This window comes from Alteromonas sp. 4NH20-0056, from assembly GCF_057539655.1.
Genome location: NZ_BAAJLS010000002.1, coordinates 187402 through 200335, shown reverse-complemented (window position 1 = coordinate 200335; position 12934 = coordinate 187402). Strand labels below are relative to the sequence as shown.

Annotated in this window: 8 protein-coding genes; 2 read left to right on the top strand and 6 right to left on the bottom strand. The window is 44.5% G+C overall.

The annotated features are described in order from the left end of the window. Positions 1-7 precede the first annotated feature (7 nt). A complete protein-coding gene (locus AC27EZ_RS04435) occupies positions 8-589 on the bottom strand; it encodes a thymidine kinase (protein WP_421132094.1) in 582 nt (193 codons plus the stop codon). Positions 590-595: 6 nt separating this feature from the next. After that, positions 596-2626 (bottom strand): putative bifunctional diguanylate cyclase/phosphodiesterase, encoded by a 2031-nt coding sequence (locus AC27EZ_RS04430; RefSeq protein ID WP_487134160.1) that lies wholly within the window; start codon positions 2624-2626, stop codon positions 596-598. A gap of 399 nt (positions 2627-3025) precedes the next feature. Here AC27EZ_RS04430 and AC27EZ_RS04425 point away from each other — a divergent pair, with 399 nt between their 5' ends. Beyond that, positions 3026-5530, top strand: a complete 2505-nt coding sequence (locus AC27EZ_RS04425; protein ID WP_487134159.1) for a TonB-dependent receptor domain-containing protein — start codon at positions 3026-3028, stop codon at positions 5528-5530. A gap of 134 nt (positions 5531-5664) precedes the next feature. Here AC27EZ_RS04425 and AC27EZ_RS04420 read toward each other — a convergent pair whose 3' ends face one another. Continuing rightward, entirely contained in the window at positions 5665-6984 is a 1320-nt protein-coding gene (locus AC27EZ_RS04420) for an alpha/beta hydrolase family protein (RefSeq protein ID WP_487134158.1), read from the bottom strand. 513 nt (positions 6985-7497) lie between these two features. Between AC27EZ_RS04420 and AC27EZ_RS04415 the strand changes: the two genes are divergently transcribed. After that, a complete protein-coding gene (locus tag AC27EZ_RS04415; protein WP_487134157.1) occupies positions 7498-9876 on the top strand; it encodes a TonB-dependent receptor in 2379 nt (792 codons plus the stop codon). Positions 9877-10180: 304 nt separating this feature from the next. On the opposite strand, the gene AC27EZ_RS04410 is transcribed toward AC27EZ_RS04415, so the two are convergent. The 3 genes from AC27EZ_RS04410 to AC27EZ_RS04400 all read right to left on the bottom strand — a co-directional run bounded on the left by AC27EZ_RS04410 (position 10181) and on the right by AC27EZ_RS04400 (position 12933). Beyond that, positions 10181-10489, bottom strand: coding sequence for a hypothetical protein (locus tag AC27EZ_RS04410; protein WP_487134484.1), 309 nt, complete (start codon positions 10487-10489; stop codon positions 10181-10183). A gap of 48 nt (positions 10490-10537) precedes the next feature. Continuing rightward, complete coding sequence (locus AC27EZ_RS04405) at positions 10538-11806, bottom strand: sulfite oxidase (RefSeq protein WP_487134483.1); 1269 nt, start codon at positions 11804-11806, stop codon at positions 10538-10540. Positions 11807-11931: 125 nt separating this feature from the next. After that, a complete protein-coding gene (locus tag AC27EZ_RS04400; RefSeq protein WP_487134156.1) occupies positions 11932-12933 on the bottom strand; it encodes a YeiH family protein in 1002 nt (333 codons plus the stop codon). Position 12934: the final 1 nt, after the last annotated feature.

Genomic DNA, 12934 nt, shown 5'->3' with positions numbered 1-12934 from the left:
AGTATAATTAGTTATCCCACACTAGCGCTTTGAAATGCTTACGACACATAGACTCGTATTTATCGTTGCCACCAATTTGCACTTGAGCGCCCCCACGTACAGCATTCCCCGCTTCATCAAGCCGTACGACAAAGTTTGCTTTTCGACCGCAATGGCACACGGTTTTAAGCTCAAATAGCTTATCTGCCCACGCTAGTAGATACAGACTTCCTTCAAATATTTCACCGAGAAAGTCAGTTCTGAGACCATAAGCAAGCACGGGAATATCAAGCTCATCGACTACTTCAACGAGTTGACGCACTTGCGCTTTAGTTAAAAACTGCGCCTCATCAATAAACACGCAATCGAGTTTCTGTGTGTCATTGTCTGCTTTGATGGCGTCAAACATGTTGTCGTCGTTGCCGTAAAGCTTAGCGTCTGCTTGCAACCCAATGCGAGACGTCACCTTGCCAACGCCATAGCGGTCATCGAACGCTGCAGTATAAATTAAAGAGTGCATGCCGCGTTCACGATAGTTATAGGCAGACTGAAGGAGTGAAGTCGATTTGCCTGCATTCATTGCAGAATAATAAAAGTAAAGTTGAGCCATGAGTTATTAATTATTTTTGTTGTACCAAGAAATGAAGTCGCTAGCAGCCATGGGTTTAGCATAGTAGAAACCTTGAAGATAATTAACGCCAAGTTGCTTAACGCGCTCGACATGTTCAACGGTTTCTATACCCTCTGCTACAGTTTTACAGCCAAATTCGTTCGCTATAAGCATAGTTGCGCGAAGTATAGTATCACTCTCTTCATTTGTATTCTGCACAAAAGAACGGTCAATTTTTATAAAATCACAGGCCAACGATTGCAAACGGCTAAGTGACGAAAAGCCGGTGCCGAAATCATCAATAGAGATGTTAACCCCCAGCCTCTTAAGCGCCGTGATCTGCTCGCCAACGTTGTCTTCTTCGTCAGCGAACACACTTTCGGTTATCTCTAAATGCAACCTGTCAGGTGTTATACCCGAAGATATCAGTGCGTTTTTCGTCGCTTTTTCAAAGTTTCCTTTTGTAAGCTGGCAAATAGAGACATTAACCGATAACGCAAGGTCAGTGTCGGTATTCCACTGCATAACATCAATACAGGCTCGGTTTAATACCCATATCCCTACTTCAGGCATAATGCCAATTTTCTCTACAAGAGGAATAAATTGAGCAGGAGAAATGGAGACACCATTACAATTCCAACGCAATAACGCTTCAACTTTCACGGTTTTTCCAGTGTTTGCGTCGATTATGGGCTGGTAATGTACACTAAACGTTTTTTTATCAATTGCCGTTCGAAGGTTTTCGCAAAGCTGTTGCTCTGTTTTTATATCTGTATGTAACGACTCACTAAATACCCCAATGCTCCCGCGTTGCTTTCTTTTCTGTTCATACATTGTTAAGTCAGCATGTTGGATAAGTGTTTGGGCGTCGATGCCATGATGGGGGTACATCGATATGCCAATAGTGGCGTCTAATGTGATCTCGTTTTCCAATGCGGTAATAGGAACGGTAATACCGCCTCGCATTGCCTGAGCCACTGCGAGGGCGGTATCTTCGGTAGCATAGGGCACGGTAGCAACAAACTCATCGCCTCCCCAGCGTGCTAAATGACCACTTTCACAGAACTTCGTTAACCGCTTAGCAATTTCAGCCAATACTGAATCACCCACTTTGTGGCCCAAGCTATCGTTAACTTGTTTAAATCCATCAAGATCGATAAACAGTAATGCCAATTGATTATTTAACGTACTCGCCTTTTTAATTTGACTGTTGACGTGTTTAAGAAACCCGTTTCTATTTAATAAGTTTGTGAGCGAGTCGCGATTTGATAATCGCAAAATGTCAGAGGTTCTTCGTTCAACTTGTTCCTCTAAACTTGCATTAGCTTGGTCTAAGCTATTGTTGGCTTTCAGCAATTCATCGTTAATCCGAAAGGTTTCGCGCTGCTTTTCGTTCATTTCTTTTAACAGCTTTTCTTTTTGGTCTTTTAAAATAACGGTATCAACGAAAAAACGGTTGTACCTAAAAGCGCTAGAAAAAATACCAATCCAGAAACAAAGACCAAGCGCGCCAAGAATAACAAATTGAGATTCATTGTCGTAAAGAGCGCGTAGAGAGGTAGGGACGAGTAGCGCGGTACAATAAACACTTACGAGCAGTCTACTTGGTGCGAGGACCGTGGCCGCCCCTCCAGCCATTGCTGCGAGCACAACCATGGTTGCTGCCAGTTCAATAGTGTCCATTGTGTGATATAGCGATACAGCATACAACGCCCACATCACTGCGGTAAAAATAGATGCGATGCAGAAGCGTAAAAAAACAGGTTGAGGGGAAAAGTGCTTTTGCTTTAAAGAAAAATGCCAGTAAAGCCAATCTAAAAAGCGAAAAATAACGATGGTATTCATGACATACCAAAACAGCATTTTAGTTTGACGAGTCTCTTCGTTATTGATGCCAAAGACCAGGCCTGTAAAGGCGATATAGGTCATAACTAATCCGGTTGCGACATTTCCGAGCAACATATTAACGATGTCTCTTTTCATCGACGTCGTAAATGAGGTTGTTTGGGCGAGCTTTTTATCTACATCTGTCTTCACGAATATGACTTATTTTTAAGCGCGTCTATAATCTAAGCATAGTATGCGATTTGACCAATGTATAAAAGTTAATGCTCCTTGTTTTAAACTTTAGGATTAAATTAACATTTTATTCCACGATGATTTTAGCCCATTTGTAGGTCCTGTCTTAATCGTTTAATCTAACGGTGTTAATTTATGTTGTTGTTTTATGGAGTGTTATCGAATTCATCACTATTGTTAAATGATGGTTAACGCAGGAGCTTTTAAAATAGATAATAAAATAAATAATTCACAGCATGTTTACAATTCATAAAATATGTTCTACATTCTTAATCGATTAAGTCGCTGGGCAAAAAAACCGCAGCTTTTACATTGGCCACTTTGGTTTAACGGCTCTAACACATCGCCGGAGAAAACATGAAAACACAACACACACTTAACACACTAACACTTGCGGTTTGCGCCGCATTGTCTGGTTCAGTCATCGCTCAAGAATCAGCACCTGCTGAGACTGAAAGCAAAGAAAAGTATGAACAAATTGTTGTCACTGCAACGCCGGGTGGCACAACAATGCAAGAGGCTAGCGTTTCAGTAAGTGCTTTCGATGAAAACGATATCGTTAAACTAGCGCCTCGTTCAACGGCAGAAGTTTTTCGTGCTTTGCCGGGGATTCGTGCTGAGTCTTCAGGTGGTGGCGGTAACGCTAACATTACTATCCGTGGTATTCCTCTAGCTACTGGTGGGTCTAAATTCCTTCAAATTCATGAAGACGGCCTTCCTGTTTTAGAATATGGTGACATCAACTTCGGTAACGCAGATAACTTCATTCGTTACGACTGGTCAGTTGCCAGCGTTGAAGCAATCCGTGGTGGTTCTGCATCAACGTTCGCAAGTAACTCTCCTGGTGGTGTCATCAACATGATCAGTAACACAGGTGAAGTAGGTGGCGGTGCTATCGGTACTTCATTTGGTGTTGACTACGAAGAGTTTCGTTTAGATTTCCGCTACGGCGGTGAAATTTCTGATGACATGTATTATCACATCGCGGGTTTCGCGCGTGGTGGTGAAGGTCCTCGTGAAACGGGTTATAACGGCGACCAAGGCGGACAAGTCAAAATTAACATCACTAAGATGCTAGATAACGGTCACATCCGTTTTTACTACAAAAATCTTGATGATAAAGTATCGACTTACTTGCCTTCTCCAGTGCTGGTTAAAGGCGATGGTCAATACGGTCCAGTACCAGGATACGATGCAAGCTCACAGGCACTGAATTCTGCATACAACACAAACATTTCTACATTCGATAGCTATGGTAACCCAGAGAATCGCGACGTACGAGATGGTATCGAGTCACAAGTAAGCTCGTTTGGTGTTGAAGTTGATTTAGAAGTAGCAGAGAACTTATTCCTACTGAATAAATTCCGTACTTCAACGATTTCTGGTGGTTTCATTGCCCCGTTCGTAGATGGTTTCCCTACAGGCCCTGGCGATGTATCTAACTTTGCATCTGCACTTTGTGCCGGCGCGCTAGACGGTGATGGAAACGCATTAAACTGTGATTCAACCACCGTTACATTGGCAAATGGCCCAGGTGCGGGTGATGTGTATAGCGGTCAAGCGTTCACAAACCTTCAGTTTGATACTCGTATCAACGATTTAGGCAACATGATTAACGACTTCAGTCTTCGGAAAGAATTCGATAATGGCGTTAATTTAACCGTAGGTTACTACTACTCGAATCAAGATATTGCGACAAGCTGGTCTAGCTGGCAGACATTCATCCAAACATTGGATGGCAGCAACTCACAAATGCTAAACATTACTAACGGGGATGGTGTTGAGTTAGTGTCTAACGGTTTACTTTCTCCAAGTTTCCTTTCATGGGAATGGGACTTAAACTACGTGACAAAAGCTCCGTACATGAACGTTGGTTTTGAATTGTCTGACAATATTATCATCGATGCATCTGTCCGTCGTGACACGGTAGAGGCGTCTGGTGAACTTATCAGCGCATGTTGTGGTGGTAACACTGACTTCGACGTAAACGGTAACGGTGTTATCGAGCAAATCGAAGACGCGTCAGCGACAAACAGCGGCTTTATCCGCGGTGGTGTAGTCAACCTTAACCGTGCGGGTGCATCGTCTCAAATCGTTAACTACGATGCGAACCATACGTCATACTCGTTCGGTGGTTCATACTTGCTAAGCGATAGCCAAACGTTCTTCGCTCGCTACTCTAAAGGTGGACGTGCAATTGCTGACCGTCTTCTACAGATTGGTGGCACATTGAATGCTGATGGTAGCCTTACAAGTACAACGTCTGGTTTCGATACCACTAAGCAATTAGAAGTGGGTTATAAGTACGGTACAAAAGACTTGATGCTTAACGCAACATTGTTCGACACCGTAACAGAAGATACGCAAGCTGAAGTAACCAGCGGTCTTACGTTTATGCGTGAGTACGAAGCAATGGGTCTTGAATTCGAAGGCCGCTACAATGTAACCGATAACTTTACTTTATCAGGTAACCTTACGTGGACTGATGCTGAAATTAGCAAAGACGTAAACAACGCTGCGATTGAAGGCAACACACCTCGTCGTCAAGCTGACTTTATCTGGACTATCACACCAGAGTACGCAACAGATACATGGTCTGTAGGTGCATCGCTTCAAGGGTCAACTGAATACTACGTTCAAGATAACAACGACCTTAAGCAAGAAGGCTATAACCTAGTTAACTTGTTCGCGACATACTGGGTGAATGATCAATTCTCAGTGTCACTTAACGTGAACAACGCGACTGATGAGTTCATCATCACTGAATCTGAAGAAGGTTCTGCAGCGGTAGGCAGCTATGTAAGAGCGCGTCCTCTTAACGGTCGCACAACAGTACTTTCACTTAAGTATATGTTCGACTAAGCGCCTAGCGTAGATAACTTATGCAGATGGTTGCGAATTTGGACTAACGCTTTATTCAACGCCACACTGTGTTAAAACAAAAAATCCGGTATCAGGTTCTGATATCGGATTTTTCTTTTATGGCATGAATGTGTTTACTCTACTGCGTGCAAATGTTCTATCTTCAACCCTTTTGCTGTACGCGGTGCAAACCCGTTCCAATAGGTATGCGTTGCTTCCTTGTTACCCGCTTTATCCATCGCCCATACACCATCGTTTGATTCGGGAATAAGGTCTAAGTAGGTGTGCATGTCGTTGTTGCTCTTCAAGTACTTGCCCAGCCATGCGGTGACGAAGTGTTGCGCAATATTATTCATGCGAGTGTTGTCCCAGACTGCGTCGATATAATGCGTGCTGGTGTTAAAGCCTAATGCGTTATCGAATACAAATGACTCTTTTGGTGCCGGCATTACCGCGCCAGCGTTATGGTTAGCGTTATTGAAGGTTAGTAGTGTGCGGTCAACATTGTTTGCCCCTTCCCAAATCGCACGTACACCATTTTCATAGCCAGAGACATCATCTTGAGAGCCGGCTACCAACATCATAGGAACTGCAACACTGTCGAGAGTAAACATACCGTAGTTCATTCCCCATGGCGCGAAGGCAATGATGGTCTTAATTCGAGGATCTACTTTTCCTGATTGATAGCGCGCCAGTAGGTCAAAAGGGGCGCCTAGTTGACTAGTAATCGCCTGTTCGGTTAGCCCAGCACCGGCATTAATCACCGCGCCGTAGCCTCCCATCGAGTAGCCCACAATGGCAGTATTATTAACGTTGACTAACTGATGTAAGAACGATTTTTCCTGCTTTGCTAATGCCTCGATGTGCGAAACAACGAAAAGCTGGTCGATAGGACGGTTAACCAACGTAGATGAAAATGCTGCTTGTGTTCTGTACGTTGAGTCTGTGTGATCAATCGATACGACCACGTAACCCTTTGACGCAATGTTTTCTGCTAAATGTGCAAGTAAAAAACGATTACCCGGGTAACCATGAGAAATTACTACCAATGGAAATGGAACATTAGCGCTCAGCGGTAGCGCATCTCTAACTGCTTTGCCATGCAGCGCTACTTGTTTTTTGCCATCGCGTATAAATGCCTGTAACACGGTATCGCCTTTGCTGTTTTTGTCAGCGGGATACCATACCTCAAGCGTAAGAGGGCGATTGTATACGGGCATAGAGTCAGGTTTGGGTTGGGTGGCGTCAAGTGCCAAGATATCAATTTGGGATGGGTTTGTTACGTCTAATTGACGCACGCCAACAGAGTAGTCTCCGTAAGCAGCGAGCGCAGGCGCATCAGGGCGCTGGGTATCAATTCGATTTTCTGAATACGCATTAGTCATCGTACCGAAACACAATAGCGTGCATACGGTATTAAAAAAAAGGCTGCGAATGTAGCGGTTGTTCTTCATCTTCTAAAGATCCTTAATGAGCGCGTTGGTGAGGATAGATTGTTACTTATTTTGATGACACGTTTATGGCTGCCTACTGCCTATCTCGCATATCCATTTGCGAATACAGCCACAAAGAGCGCAGCAGTACTTTGCTAAAGCCGTTAGAGCTTATCAGTCTAATGTAAGACATATCACCTGAATTTTTGTTATTTATTTGTATCATTGAAACATATAATCATCATTTTGAATTCTTATTACGGCATCTTTGTTTTTGTTAAACTTCAATTAAAACATTGTATTATGTTTATTTTGACTCACTGTTTTTATGTTCTTCTATCACGCCGTTTATTTTTAACAAAAAGATTGCAATTCATTTACTTATTGGTTAAGTTTTCATTATCTTCTGTCTTATATAAGACAAATGAGCCCGTCGTAGTCTAGACAAAAAATAATAATAGTAATCGTGAAAGCCGTCGGTCATGTGGCAGATAGCTTGACTAAACCTATAAAAAGAACTCGTGGAGAACACCCATGTCACTAAGACCTAGCACACTACATTCAAGTATCACCAAGGCGTTAGCCGTGGGTACTTGCATGACCATCGGCTTCGCTGCCCACGCTCAAGATGCTGAGCCTAAAGAGCCCAAGGGGCTAGAAAAAATAACGGTTACCTCACAGAAGCGAGTGGAGAGCCTTAACGAAGTGCCGGTAGCGGTCTCGGTATTAAGAGAGGATCAAATTAACGCCACGTTTGCTGCCAACATTGAAGGGTTACAAGCACTAGTACCCTCGGTCAGTTTCAGGAAAGGAAACACGACACGAAATTCAGCTATTACGGTGCGCGGTATTGGTACTATTTCATTTAGTGTTGCGGCAGAACCAAGTGTTTCTACTGTGGTTGATGGCGTGGTTTTAGGCCGTTCAGGTCAAGCATTCGTTGATTTATATGACTTAGAGCGTATCGAGGTATTACGCGGCCCACAAGGTACGTTGTTCGGTAAAAATGCCTCTGCTGGTGTAGTAAATATCACCACCAAGCGTCCTACTGAAGAATTTGAGGGCACCGCAGAAGTTACGTTGTTTCAAGATAACGAATATAGATTAAAAACCAGTGTGTCGGGCGCATTAAATGACAACGTGAACGGCAGTCTAACGGTGCTTAAGTCGCAATTCGACGGCTATATTAAAAACGTTTATAACAACGAAATGACCAACGGCTACGATAAAGAAGGCGTTCGAGCCATGCTTGATGTTGATGCTGGCGACGACACAGACATCTTATTCATATTCGAAAATGTTAAGTCTGACGATAGCTGTTGTGCCGATTTAGAACTTACGCCTAGCGGTCGCCACCCCGGTTCTGAAGCGCTACCCAATAGCACGGGGCCTGGCGATTTAGACTTAGAACAGCGCCTAATAGATCATGATTTTGAGACACGCACATTAGATGAAACCACTGGTTTCTCTGTTCAGGTCGATACTATGTTTGGCGATCATCAATTTACCTCAATTACCGCGTACCGAGATTGGGACAATACCGAGTTCCGCGAAGGTGACTTTACCTCAACGGCAGGAACGCGTCCGTTCCCTGTATTTGGCGAACCCTTCCAATTACATGATATTGGTGCCCAGAACTGGAAGCAAACATCACAAGAATTCCGTATTGCCTCACCACTTGGCAATGCATTTGACTATCAGGTTGGTGCATTTTGGTGGACACAAAAATCGCAGCGAAACTTTACTCGTGATGCAAGCTGTCAAAACAATGCGGGGCAATTCCCGTCGGCTATCAGCGCTTACTTAACCGATACCTTCGGCATTGCAGACCCAACAACTGATCAAGTTAATCAGTTCATTGCTGATGAAGGGTTAAGCTGTAACTCTAACGATATTGTTAGCGCTACCGCGTACATGGAAACGCAGTTTGATAACTGGGCGTTATTTGCTGATGGTAAATACCATATCAATGACGACCTGCGCCTATTATTCGGTGTTCGCTATACTGCAGATGAAGTGAGCTATTCGCACAATAGAAGCAGCAATGATCAGTACAGCCGCACCGGTGTTGGTGTGCGTAGTTTTGACACTGATTATAGCGGTGAAACCGATGAAACGAATGTGTCTGGTAAGTTAGGTGTACAGTATGATTTAACTGACAACAGCATGACGTATTTCACATTCTCTCAAGGTTATAAAGGGCCAGCATTCAACGTGTTTTATAATATGTCGGCTACCGATACCCTGCCAATAGGCGAGGAAACATCTGATGCGTACGAATTAGGTTACAAGTACGCCAGCACTAACATCGTGTTTAATGCGGCTATTTTCAGAACAGATATCGACGGCTTCCAAGCCAATAACTCAGAATTACTCGATTCGGTAACAATCTCTCGTTTAACCAATGCGGGTTCAGTAACTACACAAGGTTATGAATTTGACTTTATGTGGCAAGCAACTGACAACTTATCATTAACGGGTGGATTGTCGAAAGTCGATGCCGAGGTAGACGAGTTTCTTTGCCCTGTAACCGATGTAAACTGTACGGGACGCTCTGGCGCCGACTTGCCATTCTCACCGGATTTAAAATACTCAGTAACGGGTGAGTATATTTGGGAAATGGACAATATGGACATTATCTTAAACGGTTCTTATGTGTACACAGACGAAATGTTTGCAGGTGCACCAGGCGCGTTTGCGACAGATAACGATCCAGCAGTATTACCTGACTATGCCATCATCAATGCAAGTTTAGCATTTTCGTTCAGTGACGATGACTATCGCATAAGCCTTATCGGTAAAAACCTAACCGATGAAAGCTTTGTAACGACGTTTAGTGGTGACGGCTTCCGTTATCAATTACCTCGTGATGCTGACCGCTACTTCGGCGTGCAGCTTCGCGCTAAGTTCTGATCCCCCGGTAAGTGTGTGTAGGGCGCCTTCGGGCGCCTTTTTTCGTTTAGGACATCCCATATTCGTTGATACATGCTTGTGCCGGCAAACCTCTAGGATACGCTCTAGCCAAGAGATTTCGGACAGTAAGAGACTTCGGACAGTCATAATAAGGTTTTGGACAGTCATAGAAGAGACTTCGGACAGTCATAAATAAGGTTTTGGACAGTCATAGGATGTGACGTATAAAAAGTGACACCGTGCTATAGGAAATGAATAAAATAAACGAGAGTGCGCCGAGTGAAGTAGTGTTGTAGTGCGTATTTTATTTTACTTGGGTTGGCATTAAATGCGCAGCGATGGGAGCACGCCGCCCGTGGGATTTCGGGCCGTACCAAGTGTTAAGGTAGTCTAATATAACAGGCTCAGCATCTCCAAGCGGCCAAAGTTTTTGCGTGCGCTGCATCCATTTGATGGTCTCTAACCATCGCTCACGGCTCATTCTGTTTTGTGAAATAAGTGCAGCGGAATGGCAAGCCGTACAATGGGCCATAACCGTCATATGCCCTGGAGCGTCGACAAGCCCGGTGGTGGGGTGTGCTGAAGGTACGGCTGCCTCACCCCTTACCGTCATAACATAAAGAGTTGATAGCACTATAGCAAAAGGTAACCTTTTCATTGATTACACCACGCTAACGGCAATGCGGTGGCAGGCGTTGTTTAAGTAGCCTTTGGGGTTCCAACCAGGCAATACCATAGGCTGAGAACGGCCGTTATTGTCTTCAGCGCGTGCCCAAATTTCATAATATCCCGCCTGCGGAAACTTAATTTCTGCATTGAAATGCTGCCAAGCATGCCGATTCACAGCAGTTGTAACGCTCGTTTTTTGCCATGTTTGGCCGAAGTCGATAGAGGTGAAAACATTTGCTATTGCTGCTTCGCCACTCCATGCATGCCCACGAACCGCCAACGCGCTATTGCTAGCGTGCGTTATGCCAGAACGTGGGTGAGTAATTAACGATTTAACGGGCATCGCTTCAATGATACACATGTCATCTTCCGAAACGGTTGCACCTGGCGCGACAGGTTTGCACGGCACTCGATAGGCATTACCACCCATTTTTGCACCATCATGTATGCGGTCACGCACCACTATTTTCGATAACCACTTTCCTGATGTTGAGGCAGGCCACCCTCCAAAGACTAAGCGGAGTGGAAAACCATTCATAAGAGGTAGCGGTTCACCGTTCATTGCAAATGCAATCAATGATTCATCTTCAAGTGCTTTACTTATGGGTACACCACGAGAGATGGCCGCCTTGCCCGGTGTGCGGCTTAAATGTATATCTTCACCGTAATAACCAATGTACACGGCGTCGTTTTTAATTCCTACGGCCTTAAGCACATCTTTTAATCGAACCCCTGTCCAACGAGGGCAGCCTACTGCACCAGTAGTCCATTGGTTGCCGCTGGCAGCAGGTGAAAACTCTGAGCGGCCATTTCCGCCGCACTCTAACGTCAGTTGATAGGTGTAGTGTCTGAAGTTCTTTTTTAGTTCTTCTAGGGTGAACGTTCGCGATGTTTCAACTGACTCACCTTCAATCGTGAGTGTCCATTTGCTTTGGTCGAAACCTGTGGGTGATACGTCTGGTACTATTCCGTTATTACGCACAAATAAGCGTGAGGCAGGCGTCACATTATCATCAAGTAAGTGGGCCGGTGTTTCGGCGTTAATGGGCCTGTCATTAAGTATCACCAAGCCATCTTTACCTTTTATACTAAAAGAAGAATTGGTTTGCGCAAGCGCAGCAGGAATGAGCCCCGCCGGCATAAACTGCCCATAAACAATTTCTGCACCAAGTAACAGTGAGAGAGTTTTCAGGCCCGATAAAAAGCCACGGCGGGTAAGGGGAGCGGTATCGCGGCCAAAGGCAATTTTGTCAGCTTCAATAGGGTTTTGGCTATATAGAGCGTGCAAGCCTATATGGGGTGCTTTTGCAATTTTAGCCGTGCTTGCGGCCCCAGAGCTCGCCTTAAGTTTTTTAAACCGTTTCACCCCATGCTCCTTTATATAGCTTAACGTAAAAATAAAAAACCGAGGATCAACAGCGCTATCCAAACCGTTTCTGTAACAATAAGAACAATAGGGAGCATGCCAACTTCAGCCAGTTTGCCCAGGTTAGATTTCATGCCAATAGCGGTGATCGAAACCACAAGGAAAAAGCGTGATAGCTGAGTACCAGAATCAACCACGATATCGGGTAAAGAGAAAAAGCTGTTCACAAGCATCAAAACAACAAAACCAACTAAAAACAGCGGAAGTTTTGGCATGCTGCCATCGCATTCTTTTGAAATGCTATGAACCCGTTTTACAACAACCATCATGATCACAACAACAGGCAGCATCATGGCCACGCGAACTAATTTGGTCAATGTGGCCAAGTCACCGGCGTCGTTTGATACGGAGTAGCCTGCACCAACCACCTGTGCAACATCGTGAATGGTACCGCCAAGGAAAATGCCTGCTTGCGTATCGCTCATGTTCATTTGCGCCGCAATAATAGGGTAAATAACCATGGCAATCGTAGACATCGCAGTCACACCAATTACGGTAAGCAATGTGTCTCGTTCATGATTTTTACCCGCTGGCAGTATGGTTGAAATAGCCAATGCTGCCGATGCTCCGCAAATGGCCACAGAGCCACCGGTAAGCGCACCAAAACGCTTTTGCAAGCCTACCGTTTTCGCCAATACAATACCTAGCACGATGGTAGAAAAGATGGCGAAAGCTAGCATTGCGGCGGTTTGCCAGCCCAATACTATCAAGTCGCCTAGCGCAATGCGTAAGCCCAGCAGCACTACACCTGCACGTAAGAGCGTACTGGCTGTAAAATCGATGCCACATTTACATATACTATCGCTTTGATATAAGAATGAGATAGCCATACCAAGTAACAGTGCAAACAACATGGCGGGTGCACTATAGTGTTCACTTAAAAATAGCGCAGCCATTCCAGTGATTGTGGCAATACCAAAACCTGGCCAAATAGATTTGCACGTTACGGCAAAGCCACCCATA

Excerpts from the sequence above, each read along its gene's own strand:
- AC27EZ_RS04400 (WP_487134156.1), bottom strand. The coding sequence starts at position 12,933 with ATGGGTGGCTTTGCCGTAACGTGCAAATCTATTTGGCCAGGTTTTGGT.
- AC27EZ_RS04415 (WP_487134157.1), top strand. The coding sequence starts at position 7,498 with ATGTCACTAAGACCTAGCACACTACATTCAAGTATCACCAAGGCGTTA.
- AC27EZ_RS04435 (WP_421132094.1), bottom strand. The coding sequence starts at position 589 with ATGGCTCAACTTTACTTTTATTATTCTGCAATGAATGCAGGCAAATCG.
- AC27EZ_RS04425 (WP_487134159.1), top strand. The coding sequence starts at position 3,026 with ATGAAAACACAACACACACTTAACACACTAACACTTGCGGTTTGCGCC.
- AC27EZ_RS04410 (WP_487134484.1), bottom strand. The coding sequence starts at position 10,489 with ATGACGGTAAGGGGTGAGGCAGCCGTACCTTCAGCACACCCCACCACC.
- AC27EZ_RS04420 (WP_487134158.1), bottom strand. The coding sequence starts at position 6,984 with ATGAAGAACAACCGCTACATTCGCAGCCTTTTTTTTAATACCGTATGC.